General features: G+C 54.2%; 11 protein-coding genes. 5 read left to right on the top strand and 6 right to left on the bottom strand.

What is annotated here, in order from left to right; genetic code table 11:
* Positions 1 to 64 precede the first annotated feature (64 nt).
* From ACR0CZ_RS15480 to ACR0CZ_RS15495, 4 genes are read left to right on the top strand one after another with little or no spacing between them, the layout of a single operon-like run.
* Positions 65 to 2,365, top strand: coding sequence for a type I restriction-modification system subunit M (locus ACR0CZ_RS15480; RefSeq protein ID WP_480537184.1), 2,301 nt, complete (start codon positions 65 to 67; stop codon positions 2,363 to 2,365).
* Between the two features lie 3 nt (positions 2,366 to 2,368).
* Positions 2,369 to 4,204 carry a DUF262 domain-containing protein gene (locus ACR0CZ_RS15485; RefSeq protein ID WP_170395391.1) on the top strand — a complete coding sequence of 612 codons (1,836 nt, stop codon included), beginning with the start codon at positions 2,369 to 2,371 and terminating at the stop codon, positions 4,202 to 4,204.
* Positions 4,204 to 5,505 (top strand): restriction endonuclease subunit S, encoded by a 1,302-nt coding sequence (locus ACR0CZ_RS15490; RefSeq protein WP_170395389.1) that lies wholly within the window; start codon positions 4,204 to 4,206, stop codon positions 5,503 to 5,505. The genes ACR0CZ_RS15485 and ACR0CZ_RS15490 overlap by 1 nt, the downstream gene beginning before the upstream one ends.
* Before the next feature lie 15 nt (positions 5,506 to 5,520).
* Entirely contained in the window at positions 5,521 to 8,478 is a 2,958-nt protein-coding gene (locus ACR0CZ_RS15495; protein ID WP_170395387.1) for a type I restriction endonuclease, read from the top strand.
* Between the two features lie 213 nt (positions 8,479 to 8,691).
* On the opposite strand, the gene gyrB is transcribed toward ACR0CZ_RS15495, so the two are convergent.
* Together gyrB and ACR0CZ_RS15505 are read right to left on the bottom strand one after the other, a co-directional pair.
* Positions 8,692 to 11,109 carry a DNA topoisomerase (ATP-hydrolyzing) subunit B gene (gene gyrB / locus ACR0CZ_RS15500; RefSeq protein ID WP_170395385.1) on the bottom strand — a complete coding sequence of 806 codons (2,418 nt, stop codon included), beginning with the start codon at positions 11,107 to 11,109 and terminating at the stop codon, positions 8,692 to 8,694.
* Positions 11,110 to 11,211: 102 nt separating this feature from the next.
* Entirely contained in the window at positions 11,212 to 11,784 is a 573-nt protein-coding gene (locus tag ACR0CZ_RS15505; RefSeq protein ID WP_170395383.1) for a TetR/AcrR family transcriptional regulator, read from the bottom strand.
* A gap of 99 nt (positions 11,785 to 11,883) precedes the next feature.
* On the opposite strand from ACR0CZ_RS15505, the gene ACR0CZ_RS15510 reads away from it, so the two are divergent.
* Entirely contained in the window at positions 11,884 to 12,450 is a 567-nt protein-coding gene (locus ACR0CZ_RS15510) for a carboxymuconolactone decarboxylase family protein (RefSeq protein WP_170395381.1), read from the top strand.
* Here the strand turns inward: ACR0CZ_RS15510 and recF are convergent.
* The 4 genes from recF to rpsT all read right to left on the bottom strand — a co-directional run bounded on the left by recF (position 12,447) and on the right by rpsT (position 17,120).
* Entirely contained in the window at positions 12,447 to 13,544 is a 1,098-nt protein-coding gene (gene recF / locus ACR0CZ_RS15515) for a DNA replication/repair protein RecF (RefSeq protein WP_170395379.1), read from the bottom strand. The genes ACR0CZ_RS15510 and recF overlap by 4 nt on opposite strands.
* Positions 13,545 to 13,583: 39 nt before the next feature.
* On the bottom strand, positions 13,584 to 14,705 hold the full coding sequence (gene dnaN / locus ACR0CZ_RS15520) for a DNA polymerase III subunit beta (RefSeq protein WP_010442547.1): 1,122 nt from the start codon (positions 14,703 to 14,705) through the stop codon (positions 13,584 to 13,586).
* 225 nt (positions 14,706 to 14,930) lie between these two features.
* Positions 14,931 to 16,313, bottom strand: a complete 1,383-nt coding sequence (dnaA, locus tag ACR0CZ_RS15525; RefSeq protein WP_170395377.1) for a chromosomal replication initiator protein DnaA — start codon at positions 16,311 to 16,313, stop codon at positions 14,931 to 14,933.
* A 543-nt stretch (positions 16,314 to 16,856) separates the two neighbouring features.
* On the bottom strand, positions 16,857 to 17,120 hold the full coding sequence (gene rpsT / locus ACR0CZ_RS15530; RefSeq protein WP_010442545.1) for a 30S ribosomal protein S20: 264 nt from the start codon (positions 17,118 to 17,120) through the stop codon (positions 16,857 to 16,859).
* Between the last annotated feature and the right edge of the window lie 142 nt (positions 17,121 to 17,262).

Below are 17,262 nucleotides of genomic sequence, written 5' to 3' on the forward strand. Positions count from 1 at the left end.
AGATCTCAGCCAAAAACTATTAGAGGACAAACCTACTGTGGATCACACAGCACACAACAAAATCGTGAGCTTTATTTGGTCAATTGCGGATGATTGCCTGCGGGATGTTTTCGTGCGCGGAAAATATCGCGACGTGATCCTCCCGATGTTTGTATTGCGTAGACTGGATTGCTTGTTGGAGCCGACAAAACAAGAAGTCCGCGATGAGCTAAAATTCCAGACCGAGGACGCTGGTCTGACGGAGCTGGACTCGGTAGGCCTTCGGGAAGCCTCTGGCTACGTGTTCTACAACACGTCGGAATGGACATTGAAATCGCTGTTGGGAAATCCGTCCCAACTCGAAGCCAACATAGATGCATATCTCAATGGCTTCAGCGACAACGTGAAAGAAATTATCGTCAATTTTGATCTGCGAACGCAGGTCCGCAAGATGATCGCCTCTGATGTACTCTTCGACGTGATCGAGAAATATGTCTCGGAAGACATCAACCTTACACCCCACGACAAACGTGGCCCTGATGGTCGAGTTCAGCCTGCCCTGACCAACCTGGGCATGGGTTATGTGTTTGAGGAACTGATCCGCAAGTTCAACGAAGAGAACAACGAAGAGGCCGGTGAGCACTTCACCCCACGTGAGGTGATCAAGCTGATGACCCATCTGTTATTCGATCCGGTCAAAGACGAACTGCCACCGGTATTGACCGTCTATGACCCTGCCTGCGGCTCTGGTGGTATGCTGACCGAGGCACAGAACTTCATCACCGATCCCGATGGCGGGATCAAATCCACCGCCGATGTCTACATCTACGGCAAGGAGGTGAACCCAGAGACCTTCGCCATCTGTAAGTCGGATATGATGATCAAGGGCAACAACCCAGAGAACATCAAACTAGGCTCCACCCTCGCCACCAATGACTTCTCAACCATGAAGTTCGACTTCATGCTATCGAACCCGCCATACGGAAAATCGTGGAAGACCGACCAGAAATACATCAAGGATGGTAAGGATGTTCTGGACCCCCGCTTCCAGGTCGATCTTGCCAACTATGACGGTGACATCGAAACCTGTGATGCCACTCCACGCTCATCAGATGGCCAGCTTCTGTTCCTGATGGAGATGGCCGACAAGATGCGAAAGCTGGCCAAAAACCCGCAGGGTTCGCGGATCGCATCGGTCCACAACGGATCATCTCTGTTCACTGGTGATGCTGGTGGCGGTGAAAGCAACATCCGCCGCCACCTGATTGAAAAGGATATGGTTGAGGCGATCATCCAGCTTCCCAACAACCTCTTCTACAACACCGGCATCACCACCTACATCTGGGTCGTGACCAACAACAAACCCGCACATCGCAAGGGTAAAGTCCAACTGATCAATGCGTCTGAGATGTATACCATACGACGCAAGAACCTGGGCGAGAAGAACTGTGATCTGAGTGACGATCACATCGAAACGATCACCGATCTTTACGTGTCGCTGGCCGATGAGGGGGTGTCCAAGGTCTTCGATAATGCCGACTTCGGTTACTACAAGGTCACCGTCGAACGCCCCCTGCGAAAGAAAGCTCAGTTCTCACCAGAACGTATCGCCACCCTCCGCTTTGCCAGCGGTATGCAGGAGGTCATGGGCTGGGTCTATGACAAGTACGGTGACGGTGTTTACACTAACCTCAAAGACCACAATCAGGCCATCCAGGACCATCTGGAGCGGGAAGAGATCACCCTGTCGCCGAAGAACCGCAAAGCGTTGCTTGACCCCAAGACTTGGATTGCTCAGCGTGGCCTAATGGAAGAGGCCGACCGGCTGATGGCCTCAATCGGGCAGGAACTCTTTGATGATTTCAACATCTTCAAGGCCAAGGTCGATGCTTATCTCAAAGCCCGCAAGGTGAAGCTTGCCGCCGCACAAAAAAACCAAATATTGAATGCGGTATCTTGGCGGGATGAAGATGCTGCCAAGGTCATCAAGAAGGTGCATAAATTCACCGGCTCCAAGCTGGATGACTTGCGGACAAAACTCGATGCCACCTCAGAAGAGTTGCCCGATCACGGATACTGGCCGACTGGTAACGCCGGTGAATACATTGAGTTCGAGGCCGACAGCGATCTGCGTGACAGTGAGAATGTGCCGCTGAAAGATGACATCCACGCCTACTTCCAGCGGGAGGTTCGTCCGCATGTGGACGACGCATGGCTGGATGTCTCGTCGGTCAAGATCGGCTATGAAATCAGCTTCAACCGCTATTTCTATCAGCACAAGCCGCTGCGTGATCTGAACGAGGTCGCCCAGGATATTCTGGAGCTTGAAAAGGAAACCGAAGGTCTGCTGAAGCGGCTGGTCAGCCTCACTGGTGAGGAGGCTTGATCAATGCAGAATATTGAAGGCGATGATAAAACACTCGAAGTCCTGCTGTCAGGTGCTGCATTCGGCATCGACTATTACCAACGCGAATACCGTTGGGAACGCAAACAGCTTCAGGAACTGGTGGACGACCTACACGGACAGTTTCTCCAAACCTGGAATCCAAACAAACCTGACACGCCCTTGGAAGAGCAATCCCGATACTTCCTTGGTTCCATAGTCATCAGTAAAGCAGGCGATGTGCGTAACATCGTTGATGGTCAACAACGCATTACCACGCTTACGCTGTTGCTGATCTATCTGAACCACCTACAAAACGACATGGCCAAGAAGGTCAAAAAGATCGAGTCTTTGGTATTTGACGAGGACCCCGGCGGCTACAAGTTCAAGCTCGACATACCGGAACGCAATGACTGTATGTCGGCTTTACTGAACGGCGAAGGGTACAACCCCGAAGGCAAGTCAGACTCCGTCCGAAATCTAGTCGACCGTTACGAAGACCTTGGTGAATTTTTCCCCAAGGACATGAATGACGATGCCCTCCACATGTTCATTTGGTGGATCATCCGCAACGTGAAGCTGATCGAGATTACCGCTCATGATGACGGTGATGCTTACACGATCTTCGAGACGATGAACGACCGTGGCCTGTCACTTTCACCAACAGACATGCTGAAGGGCTATCTGCTGGCCAACATCGAAGACCCGGCTAAGCGACTGGAAGCAGACACACTCATCAAGAAGTACCTGGGTAAGTTCGCAGAGTACGGCAAAGAAACCGAAGCCGACTTCTTCAAGGCTTGGCTCCGGTCGCAATATGCCAGAGATATCAGAGCCAGAAAGAAGGATGCCAAGCCCGAAGACTTTGACAAAATTGGCACTGAGTACCACCGCTGGGTCCGTCACAACGAACAGGCCCTCGGCCTTCAATCCAGTGGCGATTTCTACCAGTTTGTTGTCCGCGACATGCGTATCTTCGGTGATCTCTACCTGAAGCTGCTCGACGCATCGGCGACCCGCACCAAAGGCTTGGAGAGCGTCAAATACAACGCGGATGCAGGATTCACCCTCCAACACCACGTGATCCTATCTGCGATCTCGGTCGAGGATGATCCCGCCATCATCAACACCAAGATGGCCGTTGCTGCCGACTTCATCGACAGTTGGCTGAACCTCCGCTTCTGGAATTACAAATCCACCAGCTACTCACAGATGCAGTACGCGGCGTTCACAGTCATCCGTGATATTCGCGGCAAGTCCCTGGCTGAAATCCGTACCGTTCTTCACGAACGCTTGCTGGAAGAGATGGAAGAGATCGACTTCTCCGCCCCGGTGGGTTTGAACCAGTTCACCTCCAAAGCCATCCATCGCCAGTTGGCCCGCTTCACCGACTGGTTGGAACGGCAATCCGGGGAACCTGGTCACTACGAGGACTACATCGTCCGCTCGGGCCAGAACGCCTTTGAGGTCGAGCATATCTGGGCCGATCACTATGACCGGTTCATGGACGAGTTCGACCAGCAGAACGACTTTGATCAGCATCGCAATCGCATAGGCGGGCTGCTGCTGTTGCCTAAGAAGATCAACGCCAGCCTCAACGATATGACCTTTGATGAGAAGCTGCCGCATTACCTGAAACAGAACGCTTTAGCCCAGTCGCTGCATGAGGAATTCTATAGCAACAACCCCGGCTTTCGGCAGACGATTACCAAACACGACCTGCCGTTCCAGTCCCATGACAGCTTTGCCAAAGCCGACCTTGAGGAACGCTCACGGCTATATTGCCAACTGGCGGCACTGATCTGGTCACCAGATCGCCTTCTGGATGGGGAGGTTGCATGATGTTGGATCAAGACCACGTTTATGAAGACTATGAGGAGAGCGGCCAATCATGGGTTGGCAAGTACCCATCAGACTGGAAGCTGGTTCGCAACAAAGCGATCTTCACAGAGAAGACCGCTGCCGTGGGAAAACGTGCTTCTGAGTACAAGTTGCTGTCACTTACCCTTGGCGGCGTGATCCCTCGGGACATGGAAAACCCAAAGGGCAAGTTCCCTGCCGAGTTTGACACTTACAAAATTGTTGAACCGGATGATCTGATCTTCTGTTTGTTCGATGTTGCCGAGACACCCAGAGCCGTTGGGCGGGCCGATGAAGCAGGTATGATAACCGGAGCCTATACCGTGTTACGACCACGGCCCGGAATTTCTCCGCGCTTTTTAAATTATTTCTATCTGTCTCTGGACTACGACAAGCGACTTAGCCCGCTCTACACAGGGCTGCGGAATGTGATCAAAATCGACACGTTTATGTCGATCAAGACACCGCTACCCGACCTTGATACCCAGAACCGTATCGTGCGTTTTCTTGACGAAAAAACCGCTGAGATTGATGCGGCAATTGCCAAGAAGCGGCGGTTGATTGATCTGCTGAACGAACAAAAGGCTATCCTGATCAACCGTGCCGTAACCAGGGGCCTCAACCCCGACGCCCCCATGAAAGACAGCGGCGTAGACTGGATCGGCGAGATACCGGCTCATTGGGAAGTGAAGCGGGTTAAGCACGTCACGAGCCGAATTGTGGACGGAACGCACTTTACCCCAACATATGTTGACGAGGGTGTCCCATTCCTGCGGGTTACTGATCTCACAAAGTCAGGAAACGCAGAAATCGACTGGGAAGAAGCACGGCGTATTCCAGAAAAAGAACACAAAGAACTCGCCAAACGAGCGTTGCCACGTCGCGGCGATGTTCTTCTGAGTAAGAACGGCACTATCGGGCTAACCAAAGTAGTCGAATGGGATCATGAGGTAAGCATCTTCGTGAGTTTATGTTTGATCAGGCCCACAAGCCTGCTCAACCCGCATTACTTTGCGTTCTTCTTCAACAGCCCCGTCGTCGATGAGCAGCTAACTTTCGGTAGTAAGAGAACATCGGTCACCAACCTGCATTTGGATAAAATCAAGGAACTCTTGATCCTGTTGCCACCAGAAAAGGAGCAGGAAGAAATCGTTCTTTCTATGAACTCAGAGTTAGCTCCGTTTTTTCAAGCAATCGAATTGGTTGAGAGCGAGATTTCCACTCTCAACGAATTCAAACAAACCCTTATCGCCAACGCGGTTACGGGCAAAATCAAGATTTAAGCAGGGGTATTGGGCATGGTCAGTGAGACGAGTGAAAAAGCCTTAGAGGACTTAATCGAAGCGGCGTTTCTGTCGGCTGGTTATTCCCAGGGCAGCAACAAGGATTTCGATGCAGACCTGGCCCTGGAAACTAAACAGTTCTGGGCTTTCCTTGAGGCTACGCAATCTGAAGAACTCGACAAGCTGCGGCCCTATGCCGATTGGCAAAACCGTGTGCTCAACCGTCTCAACAACAAGATCAAGAAGGATGGTATCCTCACCGTTCTGAAAAAGGGGCTGAGCGTTGAAAGTGCCCATCTCAAACTTCTTTATCGCTTGCCCTACAACACCCTGAACCCCGAGGTTGAGCGACTGTTTGACGCCAACATCTTCTCGGTCACTCGGCAGGTGCATTTCTCCAACGCCACGCCGATGGACTCGGTCGATATGGTGCTGTTCATCAACGGCCTGCCCATCGTGACGATGGAGCTAAAGCAGCCGTGGAAGGGCCAGAACGTCCACCACGCCCGCAAGCAGTATCAAGACCGGAACCACCGTGAGCCGCTGTTCGAATTTGGCCGCTGTCTGGTCCATTTTGCCGTGGATACTCATGAGGTGTCGATGGCCACCAAACTGGCTGGCAAAAGCACATTCTTCCTGCCGTTCAACAAGGGTGATGGCCACGGTAAGGGCAACCCGATCAACCCAGTGGGCCACAAGACTGCATATCTGTGGGAAGAGGTGCTAGAAAAGCGGTCCCTTACCAACATCATCGAGCATTTTGCCAAGATGGTGGAGGAAGAGAACAAGGAGACTGGCAAGAAGACCAAGACTCTGTTCTTCCCACGCTACCACCAGTTAGACGTAGTGCGGCAGGTGCTGAGCGATGTGAAATCCAATGGCGTTGGTCAGCGTTATCTGATCCAGCACTCTGCGGGCTCAGGTAAGTCGAACTCCATCACCTGGCTCGGGTATCAGTTGATCGAGACCTATAATGCCGAGGGCACCGCCAACATCTTTGACAGCGTGATTGTCGTCACGGATCGGCGGGTGCTGGACAAGCAGTTGAAGGATAACATCCGGGCGTTCTCAGAGGTTAAGAACGTTGTTGCCCATGCCTACGACTCGGCTGAGTTGAAAAAAGCGCTAGAGAACGGCAAGAAGCTGATTATCACCACGATCCAGAAATTCCCTTGGATTTTGGATGGCATCGCCGATCTCTCCGACCGTAAGTTCGCGGTGATCATCGACGAGGCCCATTCCTCCCAATCCGGGAGTGCCGCCGACAAAATGAACGAAGCCATCAGCGGCGGTAGCGACGAGGAAGAGCCGGAAGATCTGCAAGACAAAATCCTGGCGGCAATGTCCCGCCGGAAGATGGGCAACAATGCCTCGTTCTTTGCCTTCACTGCCACGCCGAAGAACACCACGCTGGAACGTTTCGGTCGGCAGAACGCCGAAGGCAAGTTCGTACCGTTCCATCTCTATTCGATGAAGCAGGCGATTGAGGAACAGTTCATCCTCGATGTGCTGAAGAACTATACCACCTACAAGAGCTACTACGAGCTTCAGAAATCCATCGAGGATAACCCGGAGTTCAACACCAAGAAGGCCCAGGGGAAGCTGCGGGCCTATGTCGAGGCACACCCAGACACGATCAAGACCAAAGCTGCGATCATGCTCGACCACTTCCGTGATAATGTGGTTCGCCCCAAGAAGCTCAAGGGCAAGGCACGGGCCATGGTCGTCACCCGCAACATCGAATCTGCCATTCGGTACTTCCTGGCCATCAGAGAGGCCCTGAACGCGGCAGGGAGCCCGTACAAGGCCTTGGTAGCCTTTACCGGCAAGAAACTTGTCGATGGCGTGGAGCACACTGAGGACAGCCTGAATGGCTTCCCAGGAAACGATATAGCCAAGAAGTTCAAAGACGACGAATACCGTATCCTTGTCGTGGCCAACAAATTCCTCACCGGCTTCGATGAGCCGATGCTCACCACCATGTATGTGGACAAGAAATTGCAGGGCGTATTGGCGGTACAGGCCCTGTCACGGCTCAACCGGTCCAACAAAAAGCTCGGAAAAGAAGAGACCTTCATCCTCGATTTCCACAACACGGTTGAGGACATCAAGGATGCGTTCGATCCGTTCTACACCTCAACGGCCTTGAGCCAGCCGACCGACGTGAACGTCCTGCATGATCTGAAGGATCACCTTGATGACACGGGCATCTATGAGTGGGACGAAGTGGTTCAGTTCAATGAATTGTTCTTTGATGGTGTCGAGACGGATCAGTTATCGCCGATCCTTGATACTGCGGCTGGCCGGTTTGATGAACTTGAAGATGACGAGAAGATCGACATCAAGATCAAGGCCAAACAGTTCGTGAAAATCTACGCCCAGGTGGCCTGCATCATCCCGTTTGAAAATGCGGACTGGGAGATGTTGCACTGGTTCCTGAAGTTCCTCATCCCTGAAATGAAGGTCAAAGACAAAGATCAGGATGAAATTGATGGTCTCATGGAGAGTGTCGATCTAACTACCTACGGTCTGGAACGGGTGAAGATTGGTCATACTATCGGCCTGGATGACTCTGGCAGTGAGATTGATCCGCCAAATCCAAACCCCCGAGGTGGTCACGATGACACAGAAAAAGACCCTTTAGACATGATCGTAGCCGCCTTCAACGAACGCTATTTCAATGGTTGGGATGCGACACCGGAGGAGCAAAGAATCAAGCTGATCAATATCCTCAACCACGCAATGAGCGACCCTGCATTTCAGAACAAGGTTGTATCCAACCCTGACGAACAAAATCGACGCATCGCCAGTGAAGCACTATTTGAAAAAGCAATGCGCAACGAACGTCGGCGAGAAATCGACCTTTACAAGAAGTACGCCTCAGATGACGATTTCAAATCAGGTCTTCACGAAGCTCTCATGCGCATGATGGAACAAGTTCTAAAGTCAGGAGACCACAGACCCGTAGGATAAACCTAGTGGTTTGTTGAGCTCACCAATGCGCAAAACCCAGCGGAAGCACACACCTGCAACTCTATCCTTGCCTTAAGTCTAGAACTCGAGGCTCACCCAATAGCAGAAATGGCGTCGGCATTCTGCACTTCTGAGTTGAAATCGCGCAAACTAATGCGCAAATCATGCAGACTTATGGGGTTCGTGCAGGTTTGTGCGCGTCCCTACAACCGCTCAAAAATCCAAATTCTCCACACTAAGAGCATTCTTTTGAATGAATTCACGACGCGGCTCTACCACATCGCCCATGAGCTTGGTGAACAGATCATCGGCCTCGACCATATCATCCACGCGTACTTGCAACAGGGTCCGTGCGTCCGGGTCCAGCGTTGTTTCCCAGAGTTGATCGGGGTTCATCTCTCCCAAACCTTTGTAGCGTTGCAGCGACAAGCCCTTTTCGCCTTCTTCCAGAATCGCGCGCAGCAGGTCGAGCGGGCCGTGTATGACTTGACCCCGATCGCGACGCACCAACGTTGCGGGGGTGTTGTAGACCTCTTGCAGGCTTTGGGTGAAACTGCCGGTTTTGCGGGCCTCACCCGAACGCAACATGGGGCCGTCCAGTGTGCGTACTTCTTCCACACCGCGCAGGATGCGCGCGAGGCGGATGCCGTGATCCTGTGTGATGCGGCCTTGCCAGCCGCGTTCGTATTCCAGTGCGATCAAGTCAAGGCGCGCCGCGACCTTGTCGGCCACGCCCTGCAAATCGGCATCAACAGCGCCGGGCACGAAAGCACCGGCTACAGCAGCCTGCTCCAGAATATGGCGTGGATAATGCGTTGGGAAGGCGTCCAGCACACGCTTCAGCTGGCGCGCTTCATCCACTACGCGGGTCAGGTCCTGGCCGATGATTTCCTCGCCCGAGCCTAATTTAAGTACTGCGCCTTCGACGCCCTGATTGATCAAATAATCATCCAGCGCAGCCTGGTCCTTCAGGTAAACCTCTGATTTACCTCTAGAAACCTTGTATAGCGGTGGTTGAGCGATGTAGAGATACCCGCCCTCGATCAACTCTGGCATTTGCCGGTAGAAGAAGGTCAACAAGAGGGTGCGGATATGCGCGCCGTCAACATCTGCGTCCGTCATAATGACGATTTTGTGGTAACGCAGTTTTTCGATGTTGAATTCGTCGCGGCCAATGCCGGTGCCCAACGCCATCACGAGGTTACCGATCTCTTGGCTCGACAACATCCGGTCAAACCGCGCCCGTTCCACGTTCAAGATTTTGCCACGCAAAGGCAGAACAGCCTGAGTCAGCCGATCCCGACCGGTCTGGGCAGAACCACCAGCCGAGTCCCCCTCGACCAGGAAAACTTCAGTCTTGGACGGATCTTTTTCAGAGCAATCCTTCAGCTTACCAGCCAGATAGTTCACATCCATCGCAGTCTTGCGGCGGGTCAATTCGCGAGCTTTACGGGCGGCCTCGCGCGCTAAAGCCGCCTCGATGATCTTACCGACAATCCCCTTAGCCTCATTCGGGTTCTCTTCGAACCATTCAGCCAGCTTCTCGTTCATCAGACCTTCGACCGCCGGGCGAACCTCAGAGCTGACCAGCTTGTCCTTGGTCTGGGACGAGAATTTCGGATCGGGCACTTTCACAGACAACACGCAGGTCAGGCCTTCGCGTGCATCGTCACCGGTAAAGCTGACCTTTTCCTTCTTCGCGATCCCGCTGGACTGAGCATAGTTGTTGATCGTCCGGGTCAGTGCACCACGGAAGCCAGCCACATGGGTGCCGCCATCGCGCTGCGGGATGTTGTTGGTGAAGGGCAGCACGGTCTCATGATAACTGTCATTCCACCACATCGCGATTTCCACGCCGATATCGTCACGCTCGCCCTTGATATAAATCGGTTCGGGCATCGCCGGGGTCTTGGACCGGTCGAGATATTTGACAAACTCTTTGACGCCGCCCTCGTAGAACAGCTCGGTTTCCAGCCGCTCAGCAGGGCGCTCGTCGATCAGGATGATCCGCACGCCTGAGTTCAGGAAAGCCAGCTCGCGCAAGCGCTTTTCCAGCGTCTCAAACGAGTATTCGAGGTTCGAAAACGTGTTGGTCGAGGCCAGAAATCGTACCTCGGTTCCCGTGCGATCGCCACACTCGCCAACGACTTTCAGATGTTCCGCCGTCTCTCCACCTTCAAAACGCGCCACATGTTCCTTGCCGGCCCGCCAAATGCGCAGTTCCAGCCAATCGGATAGCGCATTCACCACCGAGACGCCCACCCCATGCAGACCGCCTGACACCTTGTACGAGTTGCTGTCGAACTTACCGCCAGCGTGCAGTTGGGTCATGATGACTTCAGCCGCTGAAACACCTTCCTCGGGGTGGATATCCACCGGGATTCCACGTCCGTTGTCGCTGACCGAAACGCTGGAATCCGCGTGAATTTTTACAGTCACATGGTCGGCATGACCGGCCAGTGCCTCGTCAATTCCGTTATCGACAACCTCGTACACCATATGGTGCAGACCCGAACCATCGTCCGTATCCCCGATATACATACCGGGACGTTTGCGAACTGCCTCTAAGCCTTTGAGAACTTTGATGGAATCAGCGCCGTATTCTTGGGGTGCCTGTGCGTCTTCGGACATGCCGTTAGTACCTATATTATTTTGGTAACTTATACGTTTTCTGGTGGGGATTGTCACGTGCTCCCCCCATATTTTGTGGTTCTGATCTGCTTAATTTGCGGATCAAAGCCGATCAAGGTCTGCTGCAATATCCTCGGCAATTTCTGCCGCGTTCACATCGTCCCGTTCGGCTGACAATCGCAACCCCAGAAGGTCGGATTGATAGCGCGCCGCCAAGCGATCCGGGTCATGACTTGGCGCGATTTCTCCGGCCTTCTGCGCGCTGCGAAAGAGGTCCGCAAAACAAGCTTTCATGTCAGCCATATGGGTTTGCGCCTGATCAGCCAAATCATGGTCTTTGGCTTGCAATTCCGCATAAGTCTTCGCCAACATGCAGGCTTTTGTTGGCAGTTCCGACGCCTCGATCACACGACGAGGTTGCACCTTAAGAGCACCAAGCGGGCCCAATTCCTGCGCCAAAGCCTTCATATTGGCAACCCCTTCCTGAGTATACCGCTCTAACGCCAGGGCGTAGAGCGCATCTTTCGACCCGAATGCCGCGTAGAAGCTGCCCGGTTTCAGCTTCAGCTCTCGCTCGAGATCCTTAAGCGACGTCCCCGCCCAGCCGTGACGCCAGAAAATATCTCGCGCCTGCGCGATAAGCGCGTCTCGGTCATATGAGGGTTTGCGGGGCATCGTTTCACCAATTCTTGAACGTTCGCTCAAATATATACTTGAGTGATCGCTCAAGAAACCCTAAATACGACTCATCGCGCCAGAAACAGGAGTTTTGACATGGCCAATTTCCCGTCTCACGACCTAGAAACCGCCCCGGAAGGGTCCAAGCCGCTGCTTGAGAAATCTCAGGCTGCATTCGGCCGCCTGCCCGGTCTTCATAAAGTAATGGCCGAAAGCCCCCAGCATCTGGAAAGCTATCAGGTTCTGCACGGCCTGTTTCTGCAGACCGATTTCAACAACGACGAAAAAACCGTTGTCTGGCAAACCATCAATGTCGAAAACGAATGCCATTACTGTGTGCCTGCGCATACCGGCATCGCAAAGATGATGAAAGTCTCTGACGAGATCACCGAGGCGCTGCGCAACGAAACTCCGCTGCCCACGGCCAAGCTGGAAGCGCTACGCACCTTTACCCTGCAAGTGATGGAAACCCGTGGAAACCCGACTGAGGAACAGCTGCAGGCCTTCTTTGACGCTGGCTATTCCCACCGTGCGGTCCTGGATGTCGTACTGGGTCTGGCACAAAAAACCATGTCGAACTACGTCAACCACATGGCCAAAACCCCGGTCGACGAAGTGATGCGCGGCTTCCTTTGGGAACGCAAAGTCGGCGAGCCTGCCTAAACGCTGACGACCGAGCCCTCGTCGCCTTCGGTAACGACCAGCGTTTGGGCTCGATCCCCCAATTCTGCAAATAGCTCAGGCCCGGTGCCCGTCATCCAGGCCTGTGCACCCAGCGCACAAATCTCATCATACAACGCAGCGCGCCGACCCGCATCCAGATGCGCGGCCACCTCATCCAGCAATACAATAGGAGGTGCTCCAACCATCTCCGCCAACGCTCGCGCGTTTGATAGGATCAGCGATACCAGCAGTGCTTTCTGCTCACCGGTCGAGCAATCTTTGGCAGGAACGCCCTTGGCGGAATATACACCATACAGGTCTGATCGATGCGGGCCGACCAAAGTCCGCCCGGCGGCCAGATCGCGAAACCGGCTTTCATCCAAAGCTTCTCGCAAGTCTTCCGCCGTCTCAGGCATTGCACCTTCGGTTTGAACCAATTCGAGATCCGCTGACGGAAAGGCCGTCTCAGCTTTGTCCTGTGCTGCGCGCAGATACTCCAACGCACTCAACCGCGCGGCGTGGATGCGATGCCCCATCTCAGCCATCTGCCCTTCCAGCGCCGCGTACCAATGGGCATCGCGAACTTGTTCTTTCAGCAACCGGTTCCGCTCGCGCATCGCTTTTTCATAGGTCAGAGATGCCTCGGCATGTGCAGGATCAAAACTCAGCGCGATTCTGTCGAGGAACCGCCGTCGCCCTTCGGCCCCTTCGATCCAGAGACGGTCCATCGATGGGATTAACCAAACTACCCGCGCCAGCTTTCCCAATTCAATCTGGCTTGAGGTTTTCTCATCAATCCGCACTTGCCGCGCCGCACCACCTTCGGACCAGGTTTCAATCTCGAAATTCTGTCCTTGCGCATTCAATAGCCCAATCAGCTTCCACCCCAGCGCCTCGGGGCGCCGTGTCATCTCAGCGGCGCTTGCCCGCCGCATCCCGCGCCCGGGTGAAAACAGAGAAACCGCTTCCAGGATGTTGGTCTTACCGGCCCCGTTTGGCCCATGGATCGCCACTGGCCGCCCGTCCAACGACAGGCGCGCCAGCTTATGAGACCGAAAATGCGAGACCGTAAGCTCGGTCAGGGCCAATCCCATGACCCCTCTCTTTCGTTAGAGATCACCCAGTCGAGGCAATCAGACGCGCATCGGCATTACGACGTATACTGCGCTTTGGTCGTTGCCTTCGCGCATCAGTGTCGGATCACCCGCCGAGTTGAACATAAACACCGCATTTTCACGATCCACCTGAGACGCGATTTCGAGCAGGTATTTGGCGTTGAACCCGATCTCCAGGCGCTCATCCCCATAAGCAACTGCCAGCTCTTCCTCAGCCGCACCACTGTCGGGTGCATTCACTGACAGAACCAGCTTATCCGCATCCAACTGCAATTTGACGGCCCGCGACCGTTCGGACGAAACTGTCGCCACACGATCCACGGCCTGCGCGAATTCAGCCGCGTCCACTTCTAACTTGCGCGTGTTGCCTTGCGGGATGACGCGTGTGTAATCCGGGAACGTTCCGTCGATCACTTTCGAGGTGAGCGTGATGTCAGGTGTTGCAAACCGCACCTTGGTTTCGCTGACCGAGACGGCGATGTCCATCTCGTCATCATCCAGCAGCTTGCGCAGTTCGCCCACGGTTTTGCGGGGCACGATCACGCCCGGCATATCCGCTGCACCATCCGGCAGATCCGCATCGATCCGTGCCAAGCGGTGACCATCAGTCGCCACGCAACGCAATACCTTGCCGCCCTCGGAACCATCCGCAACGTGCATGTAAACGCCGTTCAAATAATATCTCGTCTCTTCCGTGGAAATGGCAAACTTCGATTTATCGAACAGCCGGCGCAACAATGCCGCCGACGCCGTAAAGTTCGATTGGTATTCTGAAGACGCCATAACCGGGAAATCTTCTTTCGGCAGCGTCGCCAGAGAAAAATTCGAGCGCCCCGCTTCCACGGTCAACCGCCCAGCTGCACTATCTGCGGTCAGGGTCACCAGCGCCCCATCGGGCAGCTTGCGTACGATCTCATGTAGCGTTGTGGCCGCAACAGTCGTAGCGCCCGCTTTCTCGACTTGCGCGGGGGCCTTGTCGACCACTTCGATGTCCAGATCGGTGGCACGAAACAGCGCCTGATCGCCTTCGGCCTCGATCAGCACGTTGGCAAGTATGGGAATCGTGTTGCGACGTTCGACAACTGACTGGGCCTGCGAAACGGCCTTGAGAAGGGTGCCGCGTTCGATGCTGATCTTCATACCCTCTGTTCCTTTGACTTGCGTGCCGAAATAGGCGGGACTGGCACGTTAGCGTCTCAGCCCTGAGGCACAAGGATTTTTTACGGATTTCTGGGTCGGATTGCCTCGGTGGTCAAGAGCAGCGCGCGTGAAACACTCCAGATCATTCTCAACCGTGGACAATAGCGCACAAGAAAACACCCCGAACGCAATAGCCCGGGGTGTTTTTCAAGGATTCAGTGCGGTTTAGGCTTCCAAGGCCCGGCGCAGCATCTCAACATCTTCGGCAATCTGGCCATCGGTCAACTTCAGCTCTTCGATGCGCTTCACGCCATGCATGACCGTGGTGTGGTCGCGCCCGCCAAATCGACGGCCAATCTCAGGCAGCGACCGACTGGTCAGTTGCTTGCACAGATACATCGCCACCTGACGCGGACGCGCATAGGACCGCAGGCGTTTAGGGCCGATGATATCGCTGAGGCGGATGTTGTAATAATCCGAGACCTTGCGCTGGATCTCTTCGACGGTGATCTTGCGCTCGGAGGCGCGCAGTACATCGGCCAGACAATCCTGCGTCAGCTCCATATCGATCTCGCGCCCGACCAGCGAGGCAAAGGCAAAAAGGCGGGTCAGCGCCCCTTCCAGCACGCGCACATTGGTCGAGATGCGGTGTGCAAGGAACTCCAATACACCATCAGCAATGGTCAGATCGGGATAAGTGCTGCTGTACTGCTGCACTTTGTTCTGCAGGATTCCCAGACGCAATTCGTAGTCTGTGGGATGAAGATCGACGACAAGGCCACATTGCAGGCGTGACTTTACGCGGTCTTCAAGGTCCTTGATCTCGCCCGGCGCGCGGTCGGCCGAGATGATGATCTGCTTGTTCTGATCCACCAGCGCGTTGAACGTGTGGAAAAATTCTTCCTGCGTCGAATCCTTGCCAGCGATGAACTGCACGTCATCGACCATCAGCACATCGACCGAACGGAACAAGTGCTTGAAATCCATCATGCGGCGTTCACGCAAAGCCTGCACAAAGCGATACATGAACTGTTCTGCTGACAGATAAAGCACATTCAACTCGGGGTGCTTGGTTTTCAACTCCCACGCAATCGCGTGCATCAGGTGGGTTTTACCCAGTCCAACACCGCCGTAGAGCACGAGCGGATTGAAAGTTACCGGGCCGCCCTCGGATACGCGGCGAGCTGCGGCATGTGCAAGTTCGTTGGGTTTGCCAACAACAAAGCTATCAAAGGTAAACCGTGCATCCAGTGGCGCAGCCTGTAGTGCTTCAAGTGCATCATTGGCTGTATCTGTAACAGCGGGCCGGGTTTCTGGCGCGGGAGATGGCTTGGACTCTTCCACCAATGTGGGACGGGCTGACGAATTGGCCGCTGTGCGAAACGCCAAGCGCTGAACCTTTTCGCCCGATGTGTTCAGCTCATAGAGAATAAGGTCCGCAAAATTCTGACTGACATAGTTGCCCATGAAGTTGGTCGGCACCGAGAACACCGCTACACCATCCTGCAACTCCTGAAACTCCAAGGGTTCAATCCAGGTGGTAAAATTGTTCTTCCCAACCGCCTTCATCAATTTGCTACGCAGTTGTCCCCATTTCTCTTGTGTCATTCGGCGCCTCACGCATCCCATTCATTATTGGCCTTAAGGCCTTTTTTAATGTGTCCCGAATTACGGGCCTTTATGGCGCTCACACACAAGGGAACGTTACGCCAAACCTGATGGTCTGGCGGGTACGCTCGAATATCATCGCAGTCCAATACAGCACGGCCCCAAAATGGGGGCACACCCGGAATCCGGGATGCGCATGATATTCCAATTTATCGACAGGGCCAGGATCTTCGGCTAACCCGAGACCCAGAGCAGATCGTCCAACTGACCGAAGCCAGCTTTCGAACATTCGTTCCTAAATCTTTCCGATGCCCGTCGGTCAGATCCTTGGAACAGCCTGTCCCCCCAAGCGAGTGAATCGCTGATTAAGTCGTAGCAAGAGCCCAAGGGTCCGGGCAACGAAACTCTGATATTGACTCGGGGTTCTGGGCGAAAGAATCTCTCGGCTTCGTGAAGACGCGGCTTTCCGGCAACAATGAAAAAGGCGTCGCAATCAGCGACGCCTTTTTCGCAAATCAACGCTTGACGTGTTTTCCCAAAGAATCAGCCCAGCGCTTTGACGCGCGCCGACAGGCGCGACATTTTGCGGGCAGCGGTGTTCTTGTGGAAGACGCCTTTGGTGACGCCACGCATCAACTCGGGCTGAGCGGCGCGCAGGGCTGCGGTAGCTGCGTCCTTGTCGCCGGATGCGATCGCTTCTTCAACTTTGCGCAGGTGGGTACGGATGCGCGAACGACGCGCTTTGTTGACGGCGAAGCGCTTTTCGTTCTGACGGGCGCGTTTCTTTGCCTGGGGCGAATTTGCCATGTGTCTCTGACCTTTTATTCGGTACGGTTATCTTGGGTTGCGCGCCACGGACATATCCGCACCGGATCAGAAATCACGAGTGTGAGTCGGGCCAAGCGGGCCGCACGCGCATGTATGACGGCGGTCTCTAACCAAGTTTGGC

This window comes from Ruegeria sp. H9 (assembly GCF_056532915.1).

Coding starts and splice junctions, on each gene's coding strand:
- ACR0CZ_RS15485 (WP_170395391.1), top strand. CDS start 2,369: ATGCAGAATATTGAAGGCGATGATAAAACACTCGAAGTCCTGCTGTCA.
- ACR0CZ_RS15490 (WP_170395389.1), top strand. CDS start 4,204: ATGTTGGATCAAGACCACGTTTATGAAGACTATGAGGAGAGCGGCCAA.
- ACR0CZ_RS15495 (WP_170395387.1), top strand. CDS start 5,521: ATGGTCAGTGAGACGAGTGAAAAAGCCTTAGAGGACTTAATCGAAGCG.
- gyrB (WP_170395385.1), bottom strand. CDS start 11,109: ATGTCCGAAGACGCACAGGCACCCCAAGAATACGGCGCTGATTCCATC.
- ACR0CZ_RS15505 (WP_170395383.1), bottom strand. CDS start 11,784: ATGCCCCGCAAACCCTCATATGACCGAGACGCGCTTATCGCGCAGGCG.
- ACR0CZ_RS15510 (WP_170395381.1), top strand. CDS start 11,884: ATGGCCAATTTCCCGTCTCACGACCTAGAAACCGCCCCGGAAGGGTCC.
- recF (WP_170395379.1), bottom strand. CDS start 13,544: ATGGGATTGGCCCTGACCGAGCTTACGGTCTCGCATTTTCGGTCTCAT.
- dnaN (WP_010442547.1), bottom strand. CDS start 14,705: ATGAAGATCAGCATCGAACGCGGCACCCTTCTCAAGGCCGTTTCGCAG.
- dnaA (WP_170395377.1), bottom strand. CDS start 16,313: ATGACACAAGAGAAATGGGGACAACTGCGTAGCAAATTGATGAAGGCG.
- rpsT (WP_010442545.1), bottom strand. CDS start 17,120: ATGGCAAATTCGCCCCAGGCAAAGAAACGCGCCCGTCAGAACGAAAAG.